Below are 25,669 nucleotides of genomic sequence, written 5' to 3'. Positions count from 1 at the left end.
CGGCCAATGTTTACGGGAAGTATTGTTGCACTGGTTACGCCGATGGACGACAAAGGTGCTGTCGATCGCGCGAGCCTGAAAAAATTGATCGATTATCATGTAGCCAGTGGCACCGCGGCGATCGTTTCCGTAGGGACCACCGGCGAGTCCGCAACGCTTGCCCATGACGAGCACGTTGACGTGGTGCTGCAGACGCTGGAGCTGGCCGACGGCCGCATTCCGGTGATCGCCGGCACCGGCGCCAACGCTACCGCCGAAGCCATCGCGCTCACCACCCGCTTCGCCAACACTGGCGTGGTAGGTTGTTTGACGGTGACGCCGTACTACAATAAGCCGACGCAGGAAGGGCTGTATCAGCACTTCAAGGCGATCGCCGAGAGCACCGAGCTGCCGCAGATCCTGTATAACGTGCCTTCGCGCACCGGCTGCGACATGCTGCCGCCGACCATCGCTCGGCTGGCGAAAATCAAGAATATTGTTGCTGTAAAAGAAGCGACGGGGAACTTAAGTCGCGTTAGTCAGATCCAAGTGCTGGTTGACGATGAAGACTTCATTTTGCTGAGCGGCGACGACGCCAGCGGGCTGGACTTCATGCAACTGGGCGGCAAAGGGGTGATTTCCGTGACGGCCAACGTGGCTGCGCGCGAGATGGCGGAACTTTGTGCGCTGGCGGCGCAGGGCAAATTCGCCGAAGCGCGCCGCTTAAATCAGCGCTTGATGCCGTTGCATCAGGATCTATTTGTAGAAGCAAACCCAATTCCGGTGAAGTGGGCCTGTAAGGCGTTGGGATTGATGGCAACCGATACGCTGCGTCTGCCGATGACGCCGTTGAGCGAAACCGCCCGCCCGGTGGTGGAGCGCGCGCTGAAAAGCGTCGGTTTGCTGTAACTCTAAGGGAAATTTGATGGCTTATTCATTGCAAAAGTCGACGGTAGCAAAAGTAGTGGGCATCTCTTTGGTGATGATGCTGGCGGCCTGCAGCAGCGATCAGCGCTACAAGCGCCAGGTCAGCGGCGACGAGGCTTACCTCGACGCGGCTCCGCTCAAGGCGCTGAACGCGCCGTCCGGCATGATCCTGCCGGTGCAGAGCGGCAACTATGACGTGCCCGCCACGACGCTGCAAGGCAACGTCGGCAAGCAACTGGACATTCGTCCGCCGGTGCAGCCGTTGGCGCTGCTGAGCGGTTCTCGCGCGCAATACGCCGGCGACAGCGGCACGCTGCTGCTGGAAAACAGCCCGCAGAACCAAAACCTGTGGTCGCGCGTCGTCAGCCTGCTGCAGGCGAAGAACATCGCGATCGCTTCCCGCCAGGACGCCGGTCAGACCCTGACCACCGACTGGGTGAAGTGGAACCGTCTGGACGAAGACAACCAGTACGAAGGCCGTTATCAGATCAGCGTGCAGCAACAAGGCTACCAGCAGGCGCTGGTGGTGAAAAGCGTTGGCCTGCAGCAGCAGGGCAAGACCGAACAGGTCACCGATCAATCTGAGATCCAGCGTTACAACGGCATGATGATCAACACCCTGATCGAAGGTCTGGACAAGCAGGACAACCTGGCGAGCAGCCAGACCGCCAGCCGCTTCGGCGCGCTGGACGTGCAGAGCGGCGCCGATGATACCGGCCTGCCGATGCTGGTCGTGCGCGGCCCGTACACCGTGGTGTGGGATCGCCTGCCGCCGGCGCTCGAAAAACTGGGGATGAAAGTGGGTGACCGCAGCCGTCCGCAGGGCACCGTCGCCGTGACCTACAAGTCCCTGAGCAGCAGCGATTGGGATGCGTTGGGCGTCAAGGATCCTGAGCTGGCGGAAGGGGATTACAAGCTGCAGGTCGGCGATCTCAACAACCGCACCAGCCTGCAATTCATCGATCCGAAAGGCAAACCGCTCACCCAGTCGAAAAACGACGCACTGGTGGCGGCATTCCAGTCTGCCTTCAGTAAAACCAGCGTTAAATAACCAAAAAGGGGCTTCGGCCCCTTTTTGTTTTATCTATACGGTATCGTTTGCGTCGCAGGTTTGGCACAATAGTGCCCGGCACGCCAAAGAATTCATTAGGTCAATTCTATACCCCTAATTCCGGGCCGCGCTCGGGAGACAACGGGGATACATCACTGGAGTAAGTAAGATGCAAAAGCTAGCTGAGCTGTATCGCGGAAAGGCAAAAACCGTTTACACCACCGAGAATCCCGATCTGTTGGTGTTGGAGTTCCGCAACGATACGTCAGCACTGGATGGTCAGCGCATTGAGCAGTTCGATCGCAAAGGCATGGTGAACAACAAGTTCAACCATTTCATCATGAGCAAACTGGAAGAAGCCGGCATCCCGACCCAGATGGAGCGTCTGCTGTCCGACAACGAAGTGCTGGTGAAGAAGCTGGACATGGTGCCGGTGGAATGCGTGATCCGCAACCGCGCCGCCGGTTCGCTGGTGAAGCGTCTGGGCATCGAAGAAGGTCTGGTGCTGAACCCGCCGCTGTTCGATCTGTTCCTGAAAAACGACGCCATGCACGATCCGATGGTCAACGAATCCTACTGCGAAACCTTCGGCTGGGTGAGCAAAGAGCATCTGGCGCGCATGCGTGAGCTGAGCTACCGCGCCAACGAAGTATTGACCAAGCTGTTCGACGACGCCGGCCTGATCCTGGTCGATTTCAAGCTGGAATTCGGCCTGTTCAACGGCGAAGTGGTGCTGGGCGATGAATTCTCGCCGGACGGCAGCCGTCTGTGGGACAAAAACACCCTGGACAAGATGGACAAAGACCGCTTCCGTCAAAGCCTGGGCGGCCTGATCGAAGCCTACGAAGAAGTGGCGCGCCGCATCGGCGTGAAGCTCGACTAAGCGTTGGCACCGCCATTCGGGGCGATCCGGCCGGATCGTCCCGCTGTTCTGCATTTTTCCAGAAAATTTCTACATTTCCTCCGCGGCAGACCATTTATAATGATGGATGCGAGATGACTAAAACCTATCCCACTCAGGCTTGAAGCTGCCTTTGCGCTTACCAACGCGCGGCATCTTCAACGAGCAGGGGAAATATCTGGAGTGTATTTATGCGTTGGCAAGGGCGTCGGGAAAGTGACAATGTTGAGGATCGTCGCGGGCAGTCTTCAGGTTTGGGCGGCGGTGGCGGCGGTTTCCGCGTGCCGGTGCGCGGCAAGGGCGGCATCGTCATTCTGGTGGTGGTGCTGGTGGCCGGCTATTACGGCATCGATCTGTCGCCGCTGTTGAACGGCGGTAATGTCGCTCCTCAGGGTCAACAACAGAGCGCCAGCATCAGTCCGAAAGACGATGAATTGGCCAAATTCACTTCGGTGGTGCTGGCCTCGACCGAAGATAACTGGAAAGAGATTTTCCAGCGCATGGGCAAAACCTACCAACCGCCGAAGCTGGTGATGTATCGCGGCGTGACGCGCACCAGCTGCGGCACCGGTCAGGCGGCGATGGGGCCGTTCTACTGTCCGGGCGACAGAACGGTGTATATCGATCTGTCTTTCTATCAGGACATGAAGACCAAGCTGGGCGCCGGCGGTGATTTCGCTCAGGCCTATGTGGTGGCGCACGAAGTCGGCCACCATGTGCAGAACCTGTTGGGCATCGAGCCGAAGGTCCGCCAGATGCAGCAGGGCGCCAGCCAGGCGGAAGTGAACCGCCTGTCGGTGAAAATGGAGCTGCAGGCGGACTGCTTTGCCGGCGTATGGGGCAAATACGCCGAGAAGCAGCAGATGCTGGAAGAGGGCGACCTGCAGGCGGCGCTGAATGCCGCACAGGCGATTGGCGACGATCGGTTGCAGCAACAGAGCCAGGGCCGCGTCGTGCCGGACAGCTTTACCCACGGCACTTCGCAGCAGCGCTACACCTGGTTTAAACAGGGCTTCGACAGCGGCGATCCCAATACCTGCAACACCTTCGCATCCCGTTAACACCTCACGTGCCGGAGCCTGACTCCGGCATTTTTTTCGAATTGAGATACAGCCTTATGCTACAGGCAGCGCAACAACTCATGCGGCGGCAGGGCATCCGGCGCCTGCTGGTGCTCAGCGGCGAACCCGAGTGGTGCCGCGAACAGGCGCAGCGGCTGGCGGCGACGTTGCCCGGCGACTGGCCTTGGGTCGGGGAGAATTCGCCGCCCGGCCAGGCGGCGTTGGCGAGCGGCGCGGTGCGTCAATTGCTGGGGCAGGAGCGGCTGCACGCAGTGTTCGATGCCGGTCATTCGCTGGACGTAGAGGCGTTGGCGGCGCTGAGCGGCGCCCTGCGCGCCGGCAGCTGGCTGCTGCTGTTGACGCCGCCCTGGCGGCAATGGGCTGAGCTGCCGGACGGCGACAGCCTGCGCTGGAGCGATTGCCCGCAGCCGATCACCACCCCGCATTTCATCCGCCATCTGCAGCAGCATCTGACCGACGACAGCGAAGTGACGATCTGGCGGCAGGATGAGCCCCTGACGCTGGCCGCGCTGCCGGCGCGTGAAGAGTGGCAGCCGCCGGATGGCCGGCCGACCGAGGAACAACAGGCGATCTTGACGGCGCTGCTGCAGGCCGAGTCCGGCGTGTGGGTGCTGACCGCCGCTCGCGGCCGCGGCAAATCGACGCTGGCCGGCATGCTGGTGGCGCAGTCGCCGCTGATCTGCTGGATCACCGGGCCGAGCCGCGCCGCCACGGCGGTGGCCGGAGAATGGGCGCAGGGGCGCGCGCAGTTTTGGGCGCCCGATGCCTTGTTGGCGCAGTGTCGGGAAGGCGACGTCAGCGCCGTGGGGTGGCTGCTGGTGGATGAGGCGGCGGCGATCCCCGCGCCGCTGTTGCAGCAGTTGATCGGCTATTTCCCACGCGTGTTGCTGACCACCACGGTGCAGGGCTATGAAGGCACCGGCCGCGGTTTTCTGCTGAAGTTTTGCGCCGGGCTGCCGGCCTATCAGGCGCTGAGCCTGCAGCAGCCGATGCGCTGGGCGCAGGGGGATGCGCTGGAACGGATAACGGACAATGCGCTGTTGTTCAACGAGCTGCCCGCCTGGCCGGCGGATGGCCAGGCGATCGATTACAGCCAGGCGGAACAACGCGAGCTGTGCGCCGATCCGCAGCGGCTGGCGCGTTTCTACGCCCTGCTGAGCAGCGCGCATTACCGCACCTCACCGCTGGATTTACGCCGGCTGATGGATGCGCCCGGCATGCATTTTGGGCTGGCGCAGGCCGGTTTGGAGGTGGTCGGCGCCGTGTGGCTGGTGGAAGAAGGCGGATTGAGCGCCGAGTTGGCGCACGACGTGTGGGCCGGCCGCCGTCGGCCGCGCGGCAATCTGGTGGCGCAGTCGTTGGCGGCGCATGGCGGCCAATGGTGGGCGCCGACGCTGCGTTCACGGCGCATTACCCGCATTGCGACGCTGCCGGCATTGCGGCGGCGGGGTATCGCGCGCCAATTGATCGAGCGGCAACGCCGCCAGGCGCAGGGGCTGGACTTCCTGTCGGTCAGCTTCGGCTATACCGAGCCGCTGTGGCGCTTTTGGCAATCCTGCGGTTTTGAGCTGGTGCGCATCGGCAGCAAGCCGGAGGCCAGCAGCGGCTGCTATACCGCGATGGCGATCTTGCCCCTGAGCGAGCAAGGAGAGGCGCTGCGGCACGCGGCACACAAGCATCTGGCGCGCGACTGGCCCTGGCTGCGGCAGCGTATCGAGCTTACGCTGGCGATCCCGGGCGACGACGGCGATACGTCGCTCGGCGAAGAGGACTGGCGCGAGCTGGCCGGATTCGCTTTTGCCCATCGGCCGCTGGAGGCCAGCCTGGGGGCGTTGCAGCGGTTGCTGTTGGCCAGCAGTCTGCCGCTGCCCGCACTGCGCGGCCATCTGCAGCGGCGGCACTCTCCCGCGGAGTGCGCAGAGCGGGCGGGCGTCAGCGGCCAGAAAGCCTTGCTGCGCCACTGGCGGCATGAAACGGCGCAGGCGCTGGAACAGCTGAATGCGCAGCACTGCCGCTACTGGCGCGACTGGGCGCAGTCATTGCAATAAATTGAAGAACTTGCTCAATAAAACCCGATTTTCCCGATTTCTCAGCGGCGTATAGTGGCTGTCAGCGGTGCGGCGACGACAGTCGCTGCGTCAGGTTTGGTTACTATTAAGGAGTCATCGATGAAACATGAGCATTTCGTTGTCCAAAGCCCGGCGACCCCGGCGGCGCAGCTGATCTTGCTGTTTCACGGTGTCGGCGACAACCCGGTGGCGATGGGGGAGATCGGCAGTTACTTCGCCAAAGAGTTTCCCCAGGCGCAGGTGGTAAGCATCGGTGGCCCCGCAGCGTTTGGCAACGGCGCAGGCCGCCAGTGGTTTTCGGTGCAGGACGTGACCGAAGAGAACCGCGTGGCCCGCATCGCAGACGTAATGCCGCAGTTTGTGGCCGTGGTGCGCCATTGGCAGCAGCTGAGCGGCGTTGGCTATGCCGGCACTGCCCTGGTGGGGTTCTCGCAGGGAGCGATCATGGCGCTGGAGGCGTTGAAGGCGGAAACCCGCCTCGCCGGGCGAGTGGTCGCGTTCAGCGGGCGTTTCGCCCAGTTGCCTGAGCAGGCGTTCGGCGACAGCGTGGTGCATTTGATCCACGGCGAAGAGGACGCGGTGATCGCGGTGCAGCACGCTCACGCGGCGGCGGAGGCGTTGCGGACCAACGGCGCCGATTTCACGCTGGACGTGGAACAGGACGTTGGGCATGCGATCAACCAGGGCATGATGAACGCCGCGCTGGAAAGGTTGCATTACTATGTGCCGCAGCGCTACTGGGACGAAGCCTTGTCCGGCAAGCGCGGCGAGCTGATCGCCTTCCGCTAAAAATTCAGGGCGCCGATGAGCGCCCTGATATCACTTCTTCTTCGGCCAGTCGTCTTCGTCATCCCACTGGGCGTTGTTGTCGCGGTGCGGCGGTATCTCCGGCTTGTTGGCCAGATAGCTTTTGACGTCAACGCGGCGCAGTTCCTTGATGCCGCTGACGACCATCCCCACCAGAACCAGCAGGATAATCCACCAGTAATCAGCTAACCATTGCATAGCTACTCCTTTCCTTTACTGCGTATAAAACGCGAAAAAATCGATGGCAGATGGCGTTCGAGCCATTCGGCACCGGCGACCTCCTTGTCTTGCCAGGCCGCCAGCAACAGCGCCGGCGTCAGCAAGTGTTCGGCTTCTTGCGCCAGCGGCCGGTAGCTCAGATGCCACGGCTCCACCGCCACGCCGCCGCAGTCTTCGGTGAAGGGGCGGTAGAAACCGAATTCGGTCATATGCGCCGTCAGCCACTGGTTAAGGGGCGCAAAGTAGCCGCCTTCCTCATATTCCCACGGTTCCAGCTGCAGCTTTTGCCCTTCCGGCAATAGCGACGGATCGTACACGTCCAGATCGCTGCCCCAGTGGTGGCGGCTGGCGCCCGGCAGAGCCGACCAGCGCAGGATCGCCTCACAGCGCTCGGCGGCGGACAGCGGCGCGACGTCGATCGGTTGACTGTCCTTATCTAATACTGGCCGCTGGCCGCAGAATTTGCCATTCCAGATGGCCAACTGCCGGTCAAAATCGCGGAAGGTGCTGGCGGGCTGGAGATCGAATCCCGCCGCACGCGCCGCCTGCTGCATCGCCAGGAACGCGTTGACGGCATCCGCCTGCAGCAGATGGTTGCCGCTCAGCGGCGCCAGGTGCTCGGTCGAGCGGCCGGTGAGCATTTCTGCGTTGATCATGCGATCAATTGCTCCATGATGCGTTGATACATGCGGCTCAGCAGCTGCAGATCCGCGGCGTTGACGCATTCGTTGACCTTGTGGATGGTGGCGTTGACCGGCCCCAGCTCCACCACCTGCGCACCCATCTGCGCGATGAAGCGGCCGTCGGAGGTGCCGCCGGTGGTCAACAGCTGCGGCGTCAATTCAGAATAGTGCTCGACGGCGTTGACCACCGCATCCACCAGCGCGCCACGCGAGGTGAGGAACGGCTGGCCGGACAGACGCCACTCGATGCTGTAATTCAGATGATGGCGTTCCAGCAGCTCTTCCACGCGCTGCTTGATCATCGCGTCGGTCAGTTCGGTGCTGAAACGGAAGTTGAACTGCACGTAGAAATCGCCTGGGATCACGTTATTGCTACCGGTGCCGGCCTGCACGTTGGCGATCTGCATGCTGGTCGGCGGGAAGAACTCGTTGCCGCGATCCCATTCTATCGCCACCAGTTCATTCAGCGCCGGCATGGCGCGGTGCACCGGATTGTCCGCCAGATGCGGATAGGCGACGTGCCCTTGTACGCCGTGGATATGCAGGTTGGCGGTGATCGAGCCGCGACGGCCATTTTTCACCACGTCGCCGACGCGCTCGGTGCTGGACGGCTCGCCGACCAGGCAGTAATCCAGCCGTTCGTTGCGCGCCATCAGCGCTTCAACCACTTTAACCGTGCCGTGAGTGGCGCTGGCCTCTTCATCCGAAGTGATCAGAAAAGCGAGGCGGCCCCGGTGATTCGGGTTGGCGGCGACAAAGCGTTCCGCCGCAACCACCATCGCGGCCAATGACCCTTTCATATCCGCCGCGCCGCGGCCGTACAGCATGCCGTCGCGGATCGCCGGTTCAAACGGCGGGTTGTCCCAGCGCTTTTCATCGCCGGTCGGCACCACGTCGGTGTGCCCGGCAAACGCCAGGGTTTGCCCTTCGCCGCGCCAGGCCCAGAAGTTTTGAGTGTCTTCGAAGTCCATTGCTTCGACGGTGAAACCGATCGCCTGCAGGCGATCGATCATCAGCTGCTGGCAGCCTTCATCATTTGGGCTGAGGGAAGGGCGTTTGATCAGTTGCTGAGCCAGTTCGATAACCGGGCAAGTCATACGGCGACCTCGGCGATAAATTGCTGGTAAGCGTCGGCGTTGAAACCGAGCAGGGCGCGCCCGTTGCCGGCGTCCAGCAACGGGCGTTTGATGATCGCCGGCTGTGCCAGCATCAGCGCGATGGCGGCGTCGGCGTTATTGCAGGCGTTGCGCTGCGCTTCATCCAGCTTGCGCCAGGTGGTGCCGCGGGTATTGAGCAGCGGCTCCCACCCCAGTTGCGCGACGAAACCGCGCAGCCGTTGTTCGTCCAGGCCGTCGGCGCGATAGTCGTGAAAATGATAGGCCACGCCCTGATCTTCCAGCCAGCGGCGGGCTTTTTTGATGGTGTCGCAGTTTTTGATGCCGTACATCGTCAGCGTTGTCTGTTGCGGTTTGTTTGCCATGGCGTAAAGCTACCTGTCTCGTCGAGTCGATACTGAGCGGCGTGGGCGATCTTTGGCCCGCTAGCCGCCCGGCGATAGCAGAGATAATGCCAGTAAAGCGGCGGCGAGATCCAGACAACGATGCGTGCGAGGTGCGATTGCGCGCCAGGGATAAGAGGTCGGCAACGTGGTTGAACGGCTGCCTTCGCCGACCGTGCTGGTGAAAAGGCGCCGGCGAAAGCGTTCTGCCGCCAATGCAGAGCTGGCGGAGAGAGAGCTACTCTTTATTGATCCTTATGTTTAAACGATCGGTCAAACACCGTACGCGGGTAATATGCAAGAGCGGTTTTATCCGGCTGGCGCCGAGTTTTTTCATTATTCGTGACTTGTAATGATTGGCGGTTTTATTTCTGATATTCATGGCATTGCTGATGTCGGCCAGCGATTTTCCCGTCGACCATTCCGAGAGAAAATGCGACTCGCGCTGAGAGAGTTGCGGCGGCTCGGTATAGTGGCTGTAGCGCTTATATAAGTCGCCGATCAGGTGGCTGAAGCGGCTCAATGATATAAGGTTTGATAATATAATGGTCTTATTGTCGACAATCACCATGTCATGCAGGCAGTCGGTGATAATGACTATTTTGTAGGTATTGGGGTTGGCATATTCATCGCGGTAGCGCGCTTCAAAATTGGCGATGGTGACATCGATAAAGCAGACCCTTTTGCGGCTAAAGCCGGCCGGCGCGCGTTTCTCCGCCCAGGTTTGATTGATGAGCTGCCGGATGCCGATAGCGGTATAGGCACACGCACTGAAAATATCAATTTTCATTTTATTATAATCCCTTAATTTCTATTTCCCGGTGAGGATTGATATCTTAAAACATAAAAAAAGAAACAATCTAAATAATTTCACATTGAACTTATTGGGCGCCGCAGGGAAAGAACGCTATCCTGCGGTGGACAATCAGGAAAGCCCCATATACTAGCATGATTTATAAAGAGTAAATTTGGTTTTTAATCGAGTTGCCCAGTGAAGAAAGAGGGATAGAATAGAAATCCTCTATTAATACTCAGGTTATTAAAAGGAATTAACATAGAAAGTGGCTATCAAAATAAAATATTCGATCGTTAATATCGATCGTTTTTGTGAGGGAGGGGATGCTAATGAATTAATAATTAAGATATTTCTTGCTTTTTAGTGAGGGGCGTCGCTTATTTTTAACTCAGTTCAAAGAGTGTGCTGGGACAATCTCATGGCCCGCGCCAAATTAATGGCAAAGATAAATCTTAATCAAAAAATGCGATGTTTTAAGCTGCGAGCGTTGTGCAAGTGGGGAGGATTTATACGGGGGAACGGCATGAAAGAATGCCGGATCGAAATTTCCGATAAGATCACGTCGGAAATAGCGTCTTGTCTTGTGGACGGATTGGATCGCGTTAACGATGAATATATCGGCTACGACAATCGTCGGCCGTGGTGAAAGATCCTGACAGCGGCAGCAATTCTGCGGGGGCATTTGCCGCCGTATTTTTATCAGCCGAATGTTGTAATGCGCGATTAACGCACGTAGCCCCCCTGTTGCAAACGCTGCAGAGCATCCCCTTCTGCGAACACCATGCCGGTGGTCAAATCGTGAAAACCGTACTTTTTATAGAAAGCCAGTTTTTCCGGCACCGAATAGATGAAAATCTTGCCGAGCGGCGCCAGATCTTGCATTACCCGGTCCATCAACCGGCGCCCCAATCCCTGCCCCTGAAAGCGTGGATCGATCGCCACGTCGGCCAGGTAAGCGACCGAAGTCAAATCGCTGATGGCATGCGCGGTGGCGATCAGCTCATCGCCGATAAACCCCCAATAGCAAAACTGGCTGTGTTGATAAACGCGTTGCAGCGTATGCGGATCGCGTTCGCCCAGCCCGGCGGCCTGCAGCAATTCACACAGCCGCCGCCAGTCGATGGCGCGGCGGTTCATATCGGTGATGATTTCCATCGTTTTCCTCTAATCAATATGATTGAGATCGGCGGCATAGTGCCTAATGGCGCGCTGATAGCCGCGGATGTCGGGGTCTGACGAGGTTTCCGCCAGCAACAACAACAGATCGGCCACGGCCCGTTTACCTTCATCCAGGTTGTACAGCGTCATGGCACGAAACAGCCTCAGCTCGTTGGCCTGCGGGAATTCAGCCAGGCCATCGTCGAAAGCGCACAGCGAAGCCGGGTATTTCCCCAGGGCGCGGTAAGTGCTGCCGAGGCCCAGCCAGGCTTCACGGCGCTGGGCGGGCGGCAAATCGCGATCCAACGCCGCGAGGTAGCAGGGAATCGCCTGTCGCTCCAAACCCTGAACGTCGTACAGGCAGGCCAGCTGAAAATGCAGCATCGCCGCTTCCGGCTCTGCCGCCAGTTGCCGCAACGCCAGCGCAGTGGCTTCCTGATAATGACCTTGCGCTTTCAACTGTGAGACAGACAAAGAGGTGGACATGATCGGCGCTCCATTGGCGTATTGTTATACCTTTTACACGCTATCGTGGAGAAATTGATATCACAAGGGAATAGCCGCACTGAACATTGATCAGATAAATACGAAAATGTGCGCTAACCCCGGTTTCCGGGCCCGGCATCGTTCCCGTTTCCCTTCACATGGTCAAAAAACAGGCGTAGAATCCGCTTCGTCAAATAATTGAGGTTGTAAAGTATTATGGTTGATCGTGAATTAGGAAACTGGAAAGACTTCATTGATGAGATGTTGGGCAACTGACACAGCGATGAAGCCGATGGCAAGGTTGAGTCATTGGAAAATTACTGAAACACCGTGGGAACGAGATATTCGTTCGAAAAAGCAGCATCGGTCATCCGACGCTGCTTTTTTTATGCGCCGCCGATCACTCTTCGGCGGGCGGTGTGGCGGCAGGATGCGCTTTACCGGGGAAGCGGCGGCGAACCAGCACGAAGAACAGCGGCACGAAGAAAATTGCCAGCAGGGTGGCGGAGATCATGCCGCCCATCACCCCGGTACCGACCGCATGCTGGCTGCCGGAACCGGCGCCGCTGCTGGTGGCCATCGGCAGCACGCCGAAGATGAACGCCAGCGAGGTCATCAGGATCGGCCGCAGGCGCATGCGCGACGCGTCGAGCGTCGCCGACATCAGATCCTGCCCTTTCTGGTTCAGCTCATTGGCGAACTCGACGATCAGAATGGCGTTTTTCGCCGACAGCCCAATGATGGTCAGCAGGCCGACCTGGAAATAAACGTCGTTCTCCAGGCCGCGCAGCCAGGTGGCGGCGACCGCGCCGATCACCCCCAGCGGCACCACCAACATCACCGAGAACGGAATTGACCAGCTCTCGTACAACGCCGCCAGACACAGGAACACCACCAGCAGCGAGATGGCGTACAGCGCCGGCGCCTGCGAGCCGGACAGCCGTTCCTGATAGGACATCGCCGTCCATTCCAGACCGAAGCCGGTCGGCAGCTGGCTGACCAGTTTCTCCATTTCCGCCATGGCGGTGCCGGTGCTGACGCCGTTGGCCGCTTCGCCGACAATCTCCAGCGCCGAGCTGCCGTTATAGCGTTCCAGCCGTGGCGAACCATACTCCCAGTGCGAGCTGGCGAAGGCCGAGAACGGCACCATGCCGCCCGTGCTGTTGCGCACATACCATTTGTTGATGTCATCCGGCAGCATGCGGAACGGCGCCGCAGCCTGCACGTAGACTTTTTTCACCCGGCCGCGATCGACGAAGTCATTGACGTAGGTCGAGCCCCAGGCGGTAGAGAGCGTGCTGTTGATGTCGTCGATCGACACGCCCAGCGCCTGAGCCTTGCGTTGATCGATATCGATTTGCAACTGCGGGCTGTCGTCCAGGCCGTTGTGGCGCACGCGCGACAGCAGCGGATTTTGCCCGGCGAGCTGCAGCAATTGATCGCGCGCCGCCATCAGCTTGGCGTGGCCGAGGCCGGCGTGGTCTTCCAACTCCATATCGAAGCCGGAGGAGTTGCCGAGGCCGGTGATCGCCGGCGGACTGCTGGCGATCACCCGGGCTTCGTTAATCTTGCTGAATGCCTGAGTCGCGCGATCGATGATGTCGAATGAGCTGTTGGCGCCCGAGGCGCGCAGGTCCCAGTCTTTCAGCCGGACAAACAGGCGCGCCACGTTTTGGCCGTTGCCCCCCGGCCCGGAGCCGATGATGGCGAACACCGACAACACGTCCTGTTTCTCTTCGGTGAGGAAGTACTGCTCGACCTTCTCCACCACTTTGGACGTTTGCTGCAGGGTCGATCCTGCCGGCAGCTGCACCTGTACGGTGAAGATGCCGCGGTCTTCCTGCGGCAGGAACGAGGTCGGCAGCTTGATGAACAGCAGCGCCATGCCGCCGAGCAGCAGCAGATAAATCACCATATAGCGGCCGCTGGCGTGCAGGATGCGCCCCACGCCGCGCTCATAGCGATCGGCATTGCGGTTGAACATGCGGTTGAACCAGCCGAAGAAGCCGCGCTTGCCGTGATGATGCCCCTTGGCGATCGGTTTAAGCAGCGTCGCGCACAGGGCCGGGGTCAGGATCATCGCCACCAGCACCGACAGCACCATGGCGGAGACGATGGTGATGGAGAACTGGCGATAGATGGCGCCGGTGGTGCCGCCGAAGAACGCCATCGGCACGAACACCGCCGACAGCACAAGAGCGATGCCGACCAGCGCGCTCTGGATCTGCCCCATGGATTTGCGCGTGGCCTCTCGCGGCGGCAAGCCTTCCTCGCTCATCACGCGCTCGACGTTCTCCACTACCACGATAGCGTCGTCCACCAGCAGGCCGATCGCCAGCACCATGGCGAACATGGTGAGGGTGTTGATGCTGAAGCCGCAGGCGGAGAGGATGGCGAAAGTGCCCATCAGCACCACCGGCACGGCGATGGTGGGGATCAGGGTAGCGCGGAAGTTCTGCAGGAACAGGTACATGACCAGGAACACCAGCAGGATGGCCTCCAGCAGCGTTTTCACCACGTCCTTGATCGAGGCTTTGACGAACGGGGTGGTTTCATAGGCCACTTTGGCTTCCAGTCCGTGCGGGAAGTATTGCGACAGCTCGGCGATTTTGTCCTTCACCAACTGGTCGGTCTGCAGTTCGTTGGCGCCGGAAGCCAGCTTGATGTTCATGCCGGCGGCCTGCATGCCGTTGTAGCGGCTGAGGTAGTTGTAGTTCTCGCCGCCCAACTCAACGGTAGCGACGTTGCCCAGCGTCACCAGCGAACCGTCCTGATTGACCCGCAGGGTGATCTGGCGGAACTGCTCCGGCGTCTGGAGCTGCGACTGGGCGTTGATGGTGGCGTTCAGCGCCTGTTTATCGACCGACGGCGTGCCGCCCAACTGGCCGACCGCCACCTGGGCGTTCTGCGACTGAATGGCTTTGACCACGTCCTGGGTCGTGAGCTGATAGCTGTTGAGCTTGTTGGGATCGAGCCAAATGCGCATGGCGTACTGCGAGCCGTAGACGTCCATGCTGCCGACGCCGTTGATGCGGCTGAGCGGATCCTGCAGGTTGGAGACGATGTAATCGGCGATGTCCTGCTTGTCCATGCTGTTGTCGGTGGAGACGAATGCCACCATCATCAGCGTGGTATCGCCGGATTTCGAGACCGTGACCCCCTGATTCTGCACCGCCTGCGGCAGACGTTTGATCGCCGCCTGCAGCTGGTTTTGCACCTGCTGCATCGCTTCGTTGGGGTCGGTGCCGGCTTCGAACGTCAGCGTGACGGTCGCCTGGCCGGTATTGGTGCTCTGCGACGACATATACATCATGTTGTCGAGGCCGGTCATATTCTGTTCAATGATCTGCGTGACGGTGTTTTCCAGCGTTTGCGCCGAAGCGCCTGGATAAGTTGCGCTGATGCGCACGTTCGGCGGCGCCAAATTCGGGTATTGTTCTACCGGTAAAGAAAAAATCGCCAACGCGCCGGTCAGGCAAAGAATTATTGCCAGCACCCAGGCGAAAATCGGGCGATCAATAAAAAAATTGGCCATGCAGCGCGAACCTCGTTATGACTTGTTCTATCTTTAAAACGCATCAGAATTATGCATTTCAGCGGCAGGGAGGGATCCCGGCGCTATTGCACTGTACTCGGGAAAGCCGAGGAAAGCGTGGAGAAAAAAAGGAGATAGTGTAAATAACGGTAGCGTAAAACGGCGTTGGCGCTTGTTTGCCGACAACGAGACGCGATTAAGACATTTTTATGACTGTCGAAGGCCGTGCGCGCCTTCTTCGCGCGCACGGAACCGGAAATAAACAGGACTCACCTTACAGCAGGAGCTTGGCATGGGAATTAACCCGGTATTTGCCCGTCGGCTTTATTTGTGCTGGCTGATCAGCCACAGTGAGCGGCCCAATGTGCCGCGGTTGATGGCGCTGACCGGTTGGCCGCGCCGCACGTTGCAGGATGTGCTGAAGGCGCTGCCCGGCATGGGCGTCGAGCTGCAGTTCGTACAGCAGGGCGTGCGCAACAACGACGGTTTCTATCAGCTGGAAAGCTGGGGGCCGTTCAACAAGAGCTGGGTGCACCAGCACCATCAGGCGCTGCTCAGCGCCATCGAGTAAGCTGCCCCGGCGCAGCGGCCGGGGCTGACGTTCATTGGCTTTTATGCTCCAGGTACATCACCGTCGCCGCCACGCGAGAACGCACGTCCAATTTGCGCAGTATGTTGCGGATGTGCACCTTCACGGTTTCTTCAGAGATATGCAGCTGCGCCGCTACCTGTTTGTTGGACAGGCCGCGCGCCACCTCTTGCAAGACATCCAGCTCACGTTCGGTCAAGGCGGCAAAGGGATCGCGCTGCTCGCTGCGCGCCAGCAAATAGTCGGCCATGGCGTCGCTGATCACGTTCTGCCCCTCGGCGGCGGCGCCGATGTGCTCCAGCAGCAGTTCCGGCTCGCTGTCTTTCAGCAGGTAGCCGTCGGCGCCGGCGTCGATCAGCGCATACAGATCGCTGCGCGCGTCGGAGACCGTCAGCACGATGATGCGCGCGTCCACGCCTTCGTCGCGCAGGGCCCGCAGCGTGTCCAGCCCGGACATGCCCTTCATGTTCAGATCCAACAAGATCACGTCCGGGGCGTGCTGCAGCGCCAGCGCAACCGCCTCGCTGCCGTTGCCGGCCTCCGCTACCACGCCAAATCGCGCATCCAGTCCCAGCAGTTGTTTGATGCCGCGCCGCATCAACGGATGATCGTCAACGATCATGACTCGGTATTGCTTCATCACCATGAAATATGCTCCCTGTAGCAAGTAAAGCCACTCAAACGCGCCCTGCGGCGTGCTTCACAGTGGGACTGTCTCTTCAAAAATAGCGGCAATCAGCGCCGTAAACCTCCCCGGACGGCCTTCCGCCCGGCGGCAACCGTAACGCAGAATGAACAGCCGTAAGGTCAGGGCGAGAATGTCAGGCAAACCGCCGTGCCGCCGCCGCTTCTGCGCTGAATGTGCAGCGTTCCTCCCAATCGCGCCGCGCGTTCGCTCATGATGGTCAAACCATAATGCCCTTCCGGTTCCTCCAGACTGGCGATGCCGCAACCGTCGTCGGTAATGCTGAAAACGTTGTCGCCTGCGGCGTTGACCTCGCAACACACCGTAATCTCGTTCGCCCCGGCGTGCTTGACGGCATTGAGCACCGCCTCGCGCACGATCTGCAGCGCGTGCACCTGCTGCTGGGCGTTGAGCGCCTGCGAAGACAGCCGACAGTGTAACTGAATCCGCGCGGGGGTTAGCGCTTTTAATGGCTGCAGCAGCTGCTCCAGCGCGGCGTTCAGATCCGCCTCCTGAATGTTGAGGCGGAAGGTGGCCAGCAGCTCTCTCAGTTGGCGATAGGCATCGGCCAGCGTGCGATCGAAATCGTCGATAATGGTCTGCGCCGCCGGATCGGTGGCGCTGCGCCGCAGCAGCGTCAGCTGGATGCGCAGGAACGACAGCGTCTGCGCCAGCGAATCGTGCAGCTCGCGGGCGATGGTCGCACGCTCTTCCATCAACAGCAGATATTGGTGCTGCTTTTGTGCCCGGTTGAAGTAAACGCCGCGGCCCAACATATTGGCCAGGCTCTGCATCAGGTGAGGGTGCGGCGGGTGCGCCTCGGGCTGCCAGCGCAACTCGCCCAGCGGCTTGTCGCCCTGGGTGATCGGCAGCGCGTTCCAGGCCTGCGTCGGCGCCGCTTCCCCTTCGCTCAGCCGCCACTGGCCCTGGCCGTCCGCTACGTTCAGCTGGATGCAGCGCAGCCGTTCGCTTTGGCGCACGATGCGCAGCACATTTTCGAACGCCTGCTGATCGAGCTGGCGCACGCTCAGCGCCTGCGAGCAGCGATACAGCACCTCAAGCGTTTCATTGGCCTGCTGCAGACGTTGGGTTTTTTCCTGTACCTTCAGCTCCAGCGACTGATAGAGCCGGGCCAGTTCGTCCGACATGGCGCTGAAGGTTTGCGACAGCACGCCGAGCTCGTTCGGCAACGTCACGTCCAACTGCGGGTGGCGAAAATCCCCTTGTTGCACGCGCTGGCTGGCGTCGACCAGATGCTGCAGCGGGGTGACCACCTGGCGGCGCATGAAACGAATGCAAAACAGCACCAGACCGATGATGGCGGCGTAACCCAGCACGCTGACGGCGGCCACCAGGGTCAGTTTCAGTTCGGAATAGCGCTGCAGGGCGGACACGAAATGGTCAACGCGATTGACGTGGCCGGCGACCTCCGCCCGATAGGCGATCGCCTGCCCGTTGCGGATCTGCCGCTCCATCGTTTGCCACGCCTGTTGCAGCGCCAGATAATGGTTGCGCACCTCAGCCGGTACGTAGAAGCGCGCCAGTTTTTGCAGCGCCGGCGCCTGCAATGACTCCCGGTATTGCTGCAGGTGCAGCTCCAGCTCTGGGCTCTGCTGGTCGAGATCGAAGGCCAACCGGTAGCTTTGCATGCGCAGCGAACCGGCGATATTGATCGCTTCGGCATCGCTCTGGCTGCCGGCGACGGTGGTCAACGCCAACCCGGTGGCGAGCACCGACAGTATCACGATGCCGAACAGCGCTTTGGCCAGGCTGCCGGTCACGGAACGTTTAACAAGCAATCAAGGATCCTTCTCTCAGGTAGGGCGCGTCGCCAGTTTCATTCGAAAGCAAAACTATAACTTTTGCAACTAAAATGCACCGCGATTTGTATCAAGTTGTCAACAAAACGGGAACAATTGTGGTTGTGTAATCAAATGAATAGCGAAACGCCCGTCGATTTTCAGCGGCGGGCCGGTTTCCTCTGACGATTTGTCTTTGGGGGGCGAATCGCACTGGGTTTTATGCAATCTCATGCGCCTGAGCGCGACTTATTTTTCATTATTTTAAGCAATGTTAAGTCCCGGCTTGTCCGGCGGGGCGCGGTGTGATTTTTGTTGCAAATCGTCTGCCGCGGCGCGGCCTAATCGCGGTATGATCTTCACGTTGTCACGCAAGGGAAAAGGGTTATGTCGTCGAAAATTGAGAATGTGAAGAAAGAGCTGCTGTCGGACAACTGGTATGTGCTGCACAAGTACACGTTCGATCTGAAACGCAAAAACGGCGGTTCGGTGCAACAGGTGCGCGAGGTCTACGATCGCGGCAACGGCGCCACCATTTTGCTGTATAACCGCGCCAAGGGCACGGTGGTGCTGACCAACCAGTTCCGTATGCCGACCTATGTCAACGGCAACGAGAGCGGCATGCTGCTCGAGGCCTGCGCCGGCTTGCTGGACGCCGACTCTCCGGAGCAGTGCGCGCGCCGCGAAGCGGTGGAGGAGACCGGTTTTCAGGTCAGCGAGGTGAAGAAAATCTTCGAAGCGTACATGTCGCCGGGCGGCGTGACCGAGATCGTGCACTTCTTTATCGCCGAATACCAGGACGATGAGCGGCGCGCGGCCGGCGGCGGCATTGAAGATGAAGATATTGAGGTGATCGAACTGCCGTTTCGCGACGCGGTGGCGATGATCGCCGATGGCCGGATTAAAGACGGCAAAACCATCATGCTACTGCAGTATTTGCAGATTCATCGGGTGATGGAATAAAAAAAGCCGGTCATGATGACCGGCTTTTTTATCGGCTTGCGCCCGGCGGCTTACTTCAGCAGCGCCTGCGCCTTGGCCACCACGTTGTCCACGGTGAAGCCGAACTCGGCGAACAGCTGCTCCGCCGGCGCCGACTCACCGAAGGTGGTCATGCCCACGATAGCGCCGTTCAGGCCCACGTACTTGTACCAGTAGTCCGCGATACCCGCTTCCACCGCCACGCGCGCCGTTACCGCCGCCGGCAGCACCGACTCGCGGTACGCCGCATCCTGCTTGTCGAACGCGTCGGTCGACGGCATCGACACCACGCGCACCTTGCGGCCCGCCGCGGTCAGTTTGTCCGCCGCCTCCACCGTGATGCCCACTTCGGAGCCGGTGGCAATCAGGATGACGTCCGGCGTGCCCGCGCAGTCTTTCAGCACGTAGCCTCCGCGGTACACGTTCGCCAGCTGCTCTGCGGTGCGCGGCTGCTGGGTCAGGTTCTGGCGCGAGAACACCAGCGTGGTCGGGCCGTCGTTGCGCTCGATGCCGTACTGCCACGCCACCGCCGATTCCACCTGGTCACACGGACGCCAGGTGCTCATGTTCGGGGTCACGCGCAGGCTCGCCAGCTGCTCCACCGGCTGGTGGGTCGGGCCGTCTTCGCCCAGACCGATGGAGTCGTGGGTGTAGACGAACACGTTGCGCAGCTTCATCAGCGCCGCCATGCGCACCGCGTTGCGGGCGTATTCCACGAACATCAGGAAGGTCGCCGAGTACGGCAGGAACCCGCCGTGCAGCGCGATGCCGTTGGTGATGGCGGTCATGCCGAACTCGCGCACGCCGTAATGAATGTAGTTGCCCGCCGGGTCAACGTTCAGCGCTTTCGAACCGGACCACATGGTCAGGTTGCTCGGCGCCAGGTCGGCGGAGCCGCCCAGGAACTCCGGCAGCACCTTGCCGAACGCTTCCAGCGCGTTCTGCGACGCCTTGCGGCTGGCGATGTTGGCCGGGTTGGCCTGCAGTTTTTCCACGAACGCTTTGGCGTCCGCTTTCCAGTCCGCCGGCAGCTCGCCGTTCATGCGGCGCTTGAACTCGGCGGCCAGTTCCGGGAAGGCCCTGGCGTAGGCGGCGAACTTGTCGTTCCAGGCCGCTTCTTTGGCCTGACCGGCTTCCTTGGCGTCCCACTGGGCGTAGATGTCCTGCGGGATTTCAAAGGCGGCGTATTTCCAGCCAAGCCGCTCGCGGGTGGCGGCCACTTCGGCGGCGCCCAGCGCGGCGCCGTGCACGTCATGGGTGCCGGCCTTGTTCGGCGAACCGAAGCCGATAACGGTCTTGCACATCAGCAGCGACGGCTTGTCGGTCACCTTGCGGGCTTCTTCAATCGCGGCCTTGATGGCGTCCGGGTTGTGGCCGTCGACGTTGCGCACCACGTGCCAGCCGTAGGCTTCGAAACGCAGGGCGGTGTCGTCGGTGAACCAGCCGTCGACGTGGCCGTCGATGGAGATGCCGTTGTCATCGTAGAAGGCGGTCAGCTTGCCGAGCTTGAGGGTGCCGGCCAGGGAGCAGACTTCGTGCGAGATGCCTTCCATCATGCAGCCGTCGCCCATGAAGGCGTAGGTGTGGTGGTCGACGATGTCGTGACCAGGGCGGTTGAACTGCGCCGCCAGGGTGCGTTCGGCGATGGCGAAGCCGACGGCGTTGGCGATGCCCTGGCCCAGCGGGCCGGTGGTGGTCTCAACGCCCGGGGTGTAACCGTACTCCGGGTGGCCCGGTGTTTTGGAATGGAGCTGACGGAAGTTTTCCAGCTCGCGCATCGGCAGGTCGTAGCCGGTGAGGTGCAGGAGGCTGTAAATCAACATGGAGCCGTGGCCGTTGGAGAGCACGAAACGGTCGCGGTCAGCCCAGTGCGGGTTAGTCGGGTTGTGGTTGAGGTAGTCGCGCCACAGGACTTCGGCGATGTCCGCCATGCCCATAGGGGCCCCCGGGTGGCCGGAATTTGCTTTTTGTACGGCGTCCATGCTGAGTGCGCGGATGGCGTTGGCAAGCTCTTTACGAGAAGACATAACGAAACTCCAGTGCGATTACAGTTGAGCGGCCAACATGTCTTCCAGCTTCTGCTGGTCGACGGCGAACAGGCGGATGCCTTCGGCGAGTTTTTCTACCGCCATGGCGTCCTGATTGTGCAGCCAGCGGAATTCCGCTTCGGCCAGCGGAGCGGGTTGGTGGAAGCCCTCGGTCGACGGGGTCAGCTTGCGCTCGACCGGCTGTTCGCTGTTTTTCAGCTGCTCCAGCAGGTTCGGCGCGATGGTCAGGCGATCGCAGCCGGCCAGCGCCAGGATCTGCTCAACTTTGCGGAAGCTGGCGCCCATGATCACCGTCTGATAACGATGACGCTTGTAGTATTCATAGATGGTGCGCACCGATTTCACGCCCGGATCCTGATCGGCGTCGTAGTCGGCGGCAGGCTGTTTAGCCTGGTACCAGTCATAGATGCGGCCGACGAACGGCGAGATCAGATACACGCCGGCTTCGGCGCAGGCGCGGGCCTGAGCGAAGGAGAACAGCAGCGTCAGGTTGGTGTTGATGCCTTCTTTTTCCAGCTCTTCGGCGGCTTTGATGCCTTCCCAGGTGGAAGCCAGCTTGATCAGGATGCGCGATTTGTCGATGCCCTGTTCCTGATACATGCCGATCAGTTTGCGCGCTTTGGCGACGCACATGCCGCGGTCGAACGACAGGCGGGCGTCCACTTCGGTGGAGATGCGGCCCGGCACGCTTTTGAGGATCTCGACGCCGATGTTGACGGCCAGTTTATCGCTGGCGTTGATCAGCTGGGTTTCCTTACTGCCGCCCTGGCGGCGGGCATACTCCAGCGCTTCGGTGATCAGCGCTTTGTACTGCGGCAGCGCGGCGGCTTTCAGGATCAGCGAAGGGTTGGTGGTGGCGTCCTGGGGTTCGAACTGGCGGATGGATTCGATATCGCCGCTGTCGGCGACCACCGTGGTCAGCTGCTTGAGTGCGTCTAATTGATTCATTGATAAGCTCCTTGACCAAGCTCAACGTAGGGAAATGAGAACCTTTTTCATCATAGGGGGAACACACTGCATCATCGGATCGAGAATGAAAATGCGCTTTTTCTGATTGTTGCGATGGATAATAACAATGAATGACGAATAAACCCAGGCGGAGCGCGGCTTGCGCGCGACCGCCATCGAGACTGCAGGCAGTTTAACGCCGACCGACCGCGTTTTCGTAATAGCCGATCCGCTCGACTTTCGGCGCCGAACCTCCCCCTTCAAACTCCGATTCCAGCCAGGCATCGACGATGGTTTTCGCCAGTTCGGCGCCGATGACCCGCGCGCCCAGCGTGATGATCTGCGCATCATTGCTTTTGCGCGCCCGTTGGGCGGAGTAGGTATCGTGACATTGCGCCGCGCGAATGCCGGGCACTTTATTGGCCACGATGCTCATACCGATGCCGGTGCCGCACAGCAGGATCCCCCGCCGATGTTTTTCCTCCCGTATCGCCTGCGCGACGCGATAGGCGATATCGGGATAGATCCCCGTTTCTGCGGTGCGATCCGTCGTGTAGTCAATGACGGGAATGTCCCGTCGTTGCAGGTGGGCGACGATCAGATCCTTCAGTTCAATGGCGGCATCGTCGGCGCCGATGGCGATAGGCAGCATAGCGGTCTCCTGATTGGTAACGAAAAGGGCGGCGATCCTCGGTGGCGCCACGTTCATTACCGTATCTCTGTTTAATCAAATGTTCAATTGGTGTTCTTTTGTTTTTTGCCTGATTTTTCTGTTCCTCCCTTTAAAAGGTGACGACCGTCACTAAAAAAGAGGTTTTAATCGTTATTTATCCTCATTCAGACGGGTTTTTGAGCGATATCACAGTTTGGCAAGTTCTCTGTGGGCAAATTGAACGCGTGACGTTAGTGTTCATTTGTTCTTTGTTTGTGTTATTGATCATGAAGAGTCACCCTACCAGAGGAGAGTGCTATGTGTCAGACCTGCATGACAGAGGCGAAAATGGCGGACGGTATCCCCGAGATCATGAAGGCGGTTGTGGCGTACGCCCCGAAAGATTACCGCCTGGAACAGGTGCCGGTACCGAAGATCGGCCCGAAAGAGATCCTGGTGAAGATCGAGGCCTGCGGCATCTGCGCCGGCGATGTTAAAGCGTTCGAAGGGGCGCCCAGCTTCTGGGGCGATGAAAAACAACCGGCATACATCAAGGCGCCGATGATCCCCGGTCATGAGTTTATCGGCCACGTGGTGGGATACGGCGAAGGCGTCGAGGGCTTCAATCTCGGCGATCGGGTGATATCAGAACAGATCGTTCCCTGTTGGCAATGCCGCTTCTGCAACCGCGGCCAGTATTGGATGTGCGAAAAGCATGACCTGTACGGTTTCCAGAAAAACGTCAATGGCGGCATGGCCGAGTACATGAAGTTCACCAAAGAGGCGATTAACTATCACGTGCCGGCCGATCTGCCGATCGAAAAAGCCATTCTGATCGAACCCTATGCTTGCTCCTTCCATGCGGTGCAACGCGCCAATATCAAACTGGGCGATGTCGTGGTGCTGGCCGGCGCCGGCACCCTGGGGCTGGGCATGATCGGGGCGATCAAAAAGTCCGGGCCCTCGAAGCTGGTGGTGCTGGATCTGTCCGACGAGCGTCTGGCGCTGGCGAAGCGCTTCGGCGCGGATGTGACGCTGAACCCGACCCGTGACGACGTGCCCGCGGCGGTTAAAGCGATGACCGATGGCTACGGCTGCGACATCTACATCGAGGCGACCGGCGCCCAAAAGTCCGTGGAACAGGGCCTGACGCTGATCCGCAAACTCGGCACCTTCGTGGAATTTTCCGTGTTCAAGGATCCGGTGACCGTCGACTGGAGCATCATCAGCGACCGCAAGGAGCTGGACGTGCTCGGTTCGCACCTCGGCCCTTACTGCTACCCGCTGGTGATCGAAGGCATCGCCAATGGCGATCTGCCGACCGAAGGCGTGGTGACGCATACGCTGCCGCTGGAACAGTTCGCCGAGGGCTTCGAGCTGATGAAGCGCGGCATCGGTTCAATCAAAGTGGTGCTTAATCCAAACCTCTGAAACCTGCATCGTTCTTCGGGTGCGGGCGAGCCTGCGCCTCCATAATCACATGTGCTGGGGTGTTCTATGTTGCATGGACTGATTCATCGCATTGGTCTGTCACCGAAACTGCTGCTGGGCTATGCCGGCGTGTTGGTGTTCATGATGGGCGAAGGGCTGGAACAAGGCTGGCTGTCGCCTTATTTGATCGGCAAGGGGCTGAGCATTCAGGAATCGGCGCTGCTGTTCAGCGTTTATGGCTTTGCGGCCGCGATCGCCGCCTGGTTTTCCGGCGTGCTGGCGGAAATCTTTACCGCCCGGCGGGTGATGTTGGCCGGCCTGCTGCTGTTTCTGTTCGGTTCGGTGTGCTTTTTGACGTTCGGCCTGCCGAGCAACAACCTGGCGATCATGGTGCCGACCTATGCGCTGCGCGGCTTGGGTTATCCGTTGTTCGCCTACGGTTTTCTGGTGTGGGTGGCGTATGAGGCGCCGCCGGAAAGGCTGGGGTCGGCGGTGGGGATTTTCTGGTTCGTCTACAGCGGCGGGCTCAGCGTGCTGGGCGTGCTGTATTCCAGCATCATGCTGCCTTATCTCGGCGAGATCCACACGCTGTGGAGCGCGCTGATTTTCGTCGTGCTGGGCGCGGTGATTGCGCTGATGCTCAATCGCGACGACGGCGCGGCACAGAGCGGCAACCGGGAAAAAGCGTCGCTGGGTTACGTCTTGAAGGGCATCACCATCGCGTTTGAAAACCCGAAGATTGGCCTGGGCGGCATCGTGCGCACCATTAATACCTCTGCGGCATACGGCTTCGTCGTATTCATGCCCATGTACATGATGGATATGGGGTTCACCCGCACGCATTGGCTGCAGATGTACGCCGCGCTGTGGACGGTCAACATCATTTTCAACCTGATTTTCGGCGTGATCAGCGACGGCCTCGGCTGGCGCAATGTGGTGATGTGGTTCGGCTGCGTCGGCTGTGCCTTGACCACGCTGATGTTCTACTACGTGCCGCAATTCTTCGGCGCCAACTACCTGCTGACCGTTTGCGCCGCCGGTTTGTTCGGCGCCTGCCTGGCGGCGTTCGTGCCGCTGTCGGCCATCATGCCGTCGCTGGCGCCGGACAATAAGGGCGCGGCGATGTCGATTCTCAATCTGGGGGCCGGCCTGAGCACCTTTGTCGGCCCGGCGGTGGTGGGGCTGTTTATCGGCAGCCTCGGCACCGTTGGCGTGATCTGGATCTTTACCGGTTTGTACCTGTTCAGCGGCGTGCTGATGAAATTTGTCACGCTGCCGAAAGAAAGCGCGACGGCGCAGGAAGAACGCGGCGCGAGTTTGGCGAAAATATCCTGACCGAGGGTGA

24 protein-coding genes are annotated in these 25,669 nt (G+C 60.1%); 11 read left to right on the top strand and 13 right to left on the bottom strand.

Annotated elements, in window-relative coordinates; translation table 11 throughout:
* The first annotated feature begins 6 nt into the window (after nt 1-6).
* The 6 genes from dapA (at nt 7) to ypfH (ending at nt 6,798) form a co-directional block, all read left to right on the top strand.
* Entirely contained in the window at nt 7-888 is an 882-nt protein-coding gene (dapA, locus tag ACMGG9_RS17260; RefSeq protein WP_033644005.1) for a 4-hydroxy-tetrahydrodipicolinate synthase, read from the top strand.
* Nucleotides 889-904: 16 nt separating this feature from the next.
* Entirely contained in the window at nt 905-1,957 is a 1,053-nt protein-coding gene (bamC, locus tag ACMGG9_RS17255; protein ID WP_033644004.1) for an outer membrane protein assembly factor BamC, read from the top strand.
* 169 nt (nt 1,958-2,126) lie between these two features.
* Nucleotides 2,127-2,840 carry a phosphoribosylaminoimidazolesuccinocarboxamide synthase gene (purC, locus tag ACMGG9_RS17250; RefSeq protein WP_033644003.1) on the top strand — a complete coding sequence of 238 codons (714 nt, stop codon included), beginning with the start codon at nt 2,127-2,129 and terminating at the stop codon, nt 2,838-2,840.
* A gap of 209 nt (nt 2,841-3,049) precedes the next feature.
* The gene (locus ACMGG9_RS17245; protein WP_033644002.1) at nt 3,050-3,919 is read left to right on the top strand and encodes a neutral zinc metallopeptidase; all 870 of its coding nucleotides are present in this window, start codon (nt 3,050-3,052) and stop codon (nt 3,917-3,919) included.
* 56 nt (nt 3,920-3,975) lie between these two features.
* A complete protein-coding gene (locus ACMGG9_RS17240) occupies nt 3,976-5,988 on the top strand; it encodes a tRNA(Met) cytidine acetyltransferase TmcA (RefSeq protein ID WP_414161589.1) in 2,013 nt (670 codons plus the stop codon).
* 120 nt (nt 5,989-6,108) lie between these two features.
* Nucleotides 6,109-6,798 carry an esterase gene (ypfH, locus tag ACMGG9_RS17235; protein WP_042785172.1) on the top strand — a complete coding sequence of 230 codons (690 nt, stop codon included), beginning with the start codon at nt 6,109-6,111 and terminating at the stop codon, nt 6,796-6,798.
* Nucleotides 6,799-6,828: 30 nt separating this feature from the next.
* Here ypfH and ACMGG9_RS17230 read toward each other — a convergent pair whose 3' ends face one another.
* The 7 genes from ACMGG9_RS17230 to ACMGG9_RS17200 all read right to left on the bottom strand — a co-directional run bounded on the left by ACMGG9_RS17230 (nt 6,829) and on the right by ACMGG9_RS17200 (nt 11,656).
* Nucleotides 6,829-7,014 (bottom strand): YpfN family protein, encoded by a 186-nt coding sequence (locus tag ACMGG9_RS17230; RefSeq protein ID WP_004941720.1) that lies wholly within the window; start codon nt 7,012-7,014, stop codon nt 6,829-6,831.
* A gap of 2 nt (nt 7,015-7,016) precedes the next feature.
* The gene (locus ACMGG9_RS17225) at nt 7,017-7,691 is read right to left on the bottom strand and encodes a M15 family metallopeptidase (RefSeq protein WP_414161588.1); all 675 of its coding nucleotides are present in this window, start codon (nt 7,689-7,691) and stop codon (nt 7,017-7,019) included.
* On the bottom strand, nt 7,688-8,815 hold the full coding sequence (gene dapE / locus ACMGG9_RS17220; protein ID WP_033643998.1) for a succinyl-diaminopimelate desuccinylase: 1,128 nt from the start codon (nt 8,813-8,815) through the stop codon (nt 7,688-7,690). The genes ACMGG9_RS17225 and dapE overlap by 4 nt, the downstream gene beginning before the upstream one ends.
* Nucleotides 8,812-9,198, bottom strand: a complete 387-nt coding sequence (locus ACMGG9_RS17215; protein ID WP_228206518.1) for an ArsC family reductase — start codon at nt 9,196-9,198, stop codon at nt 8,812-8,814. The genes dapE and ACMGG9_RS17215 overlap by 4 nt, the downstream gene beginning before the upstream one ends.
* A 256-nt stretch (nt 9,199-9,454) precedes the next feature.
* The gene (locus ACMGG9_RS17210) at nt 9,455-10,006 is read right to left on the bottom strand and encodes a LuxR C-terminal-related transcriptional regulator (RefSeq protein WP_123061883.1); all 552 of its coding nucleotides are present in this window, start codon (nt 10,004-10,006) and stop codon (nt 9,455-9,457) included.
* A 729-nt stretch (nt 10,007-10,735) separates the two neighbouring features.
* A complete protein-coding gene (locus ACMGG9_RS17205) occupies nt 10,736-11,167 on the bottom strand; it encodes a GNAT family N-acetyltransferase (protein ID WP_072627166.1) in 432 nt (143 codons plus the stop codon).
* A gap of 9 nt (nt 11,168-11,176) precedes the next feature.
* On the bottom strand, nt 11,177-11,656 hold the full coding sequence (locus tag ACMGG9_RS17200; RefSeq protein WP_414161587.1) for a tetratricopeptide repeat protein: 480 nt from the start codon (nt 11,654-11,656) through the stop codon (nt 11,177-11,179).
* Nucleotides 11,657-11,872: 216 nt separating this feature from the next.
* On the opposite strand from ACMGG9_RS17200, the gene ypfM reads away from it, so the two are divergent.
* Nucleotides 11,873-11,932, top strand: coding sequence for a protein YpfM (gene ypfM / locus ACMGG9_RS17195; RefSeq protein ID WP_100396732.1), 60 nt, complete (start codon nt 11,873-11,875; stop codon nt 11,930-11,932).
* Between the two features lie 124 nt (nt 11,933-12,056).
* Here ypfM and acrD read toward each other — a convergent pair whose 3' ends face one another.
* Entirely contained in the window at nt 12,057-15,191 is a 3,135-nt protein-coding gene (gene acrD, locus ACMGG9_RS17190) for a multidrug efflux RND transporter permease AcrD (RefSeq protein WP_033643993.1), read from the bottom strand.
* Nucleotides 15,192-15,483: 292 nt separating this feature from the next.
* Between acrD and ACMGG9_RS17185 the strand changes: the two genes are divergently transcribed.
* Nucleotides 15,484-15,762, top strand: coding sequence for a winged helix-turn-helix domain-containing protein (locus ACMGG9_RS17185; RefSeq protein ID WP_004941750.1), 279 nt, complete (start codon nt 15,484-15,486; stop codon nt 15,760-15,762).
* 31 nt (nt 15,763-15,793) lie between these two features.
* Here ACMGG9_RS17185 and ACMGG9_RS17180 read toward each other — a convergent pair whose 3' ends face one another.
* Nucleotides 15,794-16,426 carry a response regulator gene (locus ACMGG9_RS17180; RefSeq protein WP_033651519.1) on the bottom strand — a complete coding sequence of 211 codons (633 nt, stop codon included), beginning with the start codon at nt 16,424-16,426 and terminating at the stop codon, nt 15,794-15,796.
* Nucleotides 16,427-16,587: 161 nt separating this feature from the next.
* Nucleotides 16,588-18,264: a nitrate/nitrite two-component system sensor histidine kinase NarQ gene (narQ, locus tag ACMGG9_RS17175; RefSeq protein ID WP_033651518.1), complete on the bottom strand. Its 1,677-nt coding sequence runs from the start codon at nt 18,262-18,264 to the stop codon at nt 16,588-16,590.
* Nucleotides 18,265-18,651: 387 nt separating this feature from the next.
* Between narQ and nudK the strand changes: the two genes are divergently transcribed.
* The gene (gene nudK, locus ACMGG9_RS17170) at nt 18,652-19,227 is read left to right on the top strand and encodes a GDP-mannose pyrophosphatase NudK (protein WP_060660385.1); all 576 of its coding nucleotides are present in this window, start codon (nt 18,652-18,654) and stop codon (nt 19,225-19,227) included.
* Between the two features lie 50 nt (nt 19,228-19,277).
* On the opposite strand, the gene tkt is transcribed toward nudK, so the two are convergent.
* From tkt to rpiB, 3 genes are all read right to left on the bottom strand, one after another.
* On the bottom strand, nt 19,278-21,272 hold the full coding sequence (gene tkt, locus ACMGG9_RS17165; protein WP_042785165.1) for a transketolase: 1,995 nt from the start codon (nt 21,270-21,272) through the stop codon (nt 19,278-19,280).
* 18 nt (nt 21,273-21,290) lie between these two features.
* Complete coding sequence (gene tal, locus ACMGG9_RS17160) at nt 21,291-22,241, bottom strand: transaldolase (protein WP_016926754.1); 951 nt, start codon at nt 22,239-22,241, stop codon at nt 21,291-21,293.
* Between the two features lie 193 nt (nt 22,242-22,434).
* Nucleotides 22,435-22,893: a ribose 5-phosphate isomerase B gene (gene rpiB, locus ACMGG9_RS17155; protein ID WP_033643988.1), complete on the bottom strand. Its 459-nt coding sequence runs from the start codon at nt 22,891-22,893 to the stop codon at nt 22,435-22,437.
* Nucleotides 22,894-23,211: 318 nt separating this feature from the next.
* Between rpiB and ACMGG9_RS17150 the strand changes: the two genes are divergently transcribed.
* Together ACMGG9_RS17150 and ACMGG9_RS17145 are read left to right on the top strand one after the other, a co-directional pair.
* Nucleotides 23,212-24,324 carry an MDR/zinc-dependent alcohol dehydrogenase-like family protein gene (locus ACMGG9_RS17150; RefSeq protein WP_033643987.1) on the top strand — a complete coding sequence of 371 codons (1,113 nt, stop codon included), beginning with the start codon at nt 23,212-23,214 and terminating at the stop codon, nt 24,322-24,324.
* Between the two features lie 66 nt (nt 24,325-24,390).
* Nucleotides 24,391-25,659, top strand: a complete 1,269-nt coding sequence (locus tag ACMGG9_RS17145; RefSeq protein ID WP_004936588.1) for an MFS transporter — start codon at nt 24,391-24,393, stop codon at nt 25,657-25,659.
* Nucleotides 25,660-25,669: the final 10 nt, after the last annotated feature.

This window comes from Serratia sp. BNK-10, from assembly GCF_047456065.1.
GTDB classification, from domain to species: Bacteria; Pseudomonadota; Gammaproteobacteria; order Enterobacterales; family Enterobacteriaceae; genus Serratia; species Serratia ureilytica.
Note: the sequence above shows the minus strand (reverse complement) of the source record. Positions and strands in the feature narration are given on the sequence as shown.

Excerpts from the sequence above, each read along its gene's own strand:
- dapA (WP_033644005.1), top strand. The coding sequence starts at position 7 with ATGTTTACGGGAAGTATTGTTGCACTGGTTACGCCGATGGACGACAAA.
- bamC (WP_033644004.1), top strand. The coding sequence starts at position 905 with ATGGCTTATTCATTGCAAAAGTCGACGGTAGCAAAAGTAGTGGGCATC.
- purC (WP_033644003.1), top strand. The coding sequence starts at position 2,127 with ATGCAAAAGCTAGCTGAGCTGTATCGCGGAAAGGCAAAAACCGTTTAC.
- ACMGG9_RS17245 (WP_033644002.1), top strand. The coding sequence starts at position 3,050 with ATGCGTTGGCAAGGGCGTCGGGAAAGTGACAATGTTGAGGATCGTCGC.
- ACMGG9_RS17240 (WP_414161589.1), top strand. The coding sequence starts at position 3,976 with ATGCTACAGGCAGCGCAACAACTCATGCGGCGGCAGGGCATCCGGCGC.
- ypfH (WP_042785172.1), top strand. The coding sequence starts at position 6,109 with ATGAAACATGAGCATTTCGTTGTCCAAAGCCCGGCGACCCCGGCGGCG.
- ACMGG9_RS17230 (WP_004941720.1), bottom strand. The coding sequence starts at position 7,014 with ATGCAATGGTTAGCTGATTACTGGTGGATTATCCTGCTGGTTCTGGTG.
- ACMGG9_RS17225 (WP_414161588.1), bottom strand. The coding sequence starts at position 7,691 with ATGATCAACGCAGAAATGCTCACCGGCCGCTCGACCGAGCACCTGGCG.
- dapE (WP_033643998.1), bottom strand. The coding sequence starts at position 8,815 with ATGACTTGCCCGGTTATCGAACTGGCTCAGCAACTGATCAAACGCCCT.
- ACMGG9_RS17215 (WP_228206518.1), bottom strand. The coding sequence starts at position 9,198 with ATGGCAAACAAACCGCAACAGACAACGCTGACGATGTACGGCATCAAA.
- ACMGG9_RS17210 (WP_123061883.1), bottom strand. The coding sequence starts at position 10,006 with ATGAAAATTGATATTTTCAGTGCGTGTGCCTATACCGCTATCGGCATC.
- ACMGG9_RS17205 (WP_072627166.1), bottom strand. The coding sequence starts at position 11,167 with ATGGAAATCATCACCGATATGAACCGCCGCGCCATCGACTGGCGGCGG.
- ACMGG9_RS17200 (WP_414161587.1), bottom strand. The coding sequence starts at position 11,656 with ATGTCCACCTCTTTGTCTGTCTCACAGTTGAAAGCGCAAGGTCATTAT.
- acrD (WP_033643993.1), bottom strand. The coding sequence starts at position 15,191 with ATGGCCAATTTTTTTATTGATCGCCCGATTTTCGCCTGGGTGCTGGCA.
- ACMGG9_RS17185 (WP_004941750.1), top strand. The coding sequence starts at position 15,484 with ATGGGAATTAACCCGGTATTTGCCCGTCGGCTTTATTTGTGCTGGCTG.
- ACMGG9_RS17180 (WP_033651519.1), bottom strand. The coding sequence starts at position 16,426 with ATGGTGATGAAGCAATACCGAGTCATGATCGTTGACGATCATCCGTTG.
- nudK (WP_060660385.1), top strand. The coding sequence starts at position 18,652 with ATGTCGTCGAAAATTGAGAATGTGAAGAAAGAGCTGCTGTCGGACAAC.
- tkt (WP_042785165.1), bottom strand. The coding sequence starts at position 21,272 with ATGTCTTCTCGTAAAGAGCTTGCCAACGCCATCCGCGCACTCAGCATG.
- tal (WP_016926754.1), bottom strand. The coding sequence starts at position 22,241 with ATGAATCAATTAGACGCACTCAAGCAGCTGACCACGGTGGTCGCCGAC.
- rpiB (WP_033643988.1), bottom strand. The coding sequence starts at position 22,893 with ATGCTGCCTATCGCCATCGGCGCCGACGATGCCGCCATTGAACTGAAG.
- ACMGG9_RS17150 (WP_033643987.1), top strand. The coding sequence starts at position 23,212 with ATGTGTCAGACCTGCATGACAGAGGCGAAAATGGCGGACGGTATCCCC.
- ACMGG9_RS17145 (WP_004936588.1), top strand. The coding sequence starts at position 24,391 with ATGTTGCATGGACTGATTCATCGCATTGGTCTGTCACCGAAACTGCTG.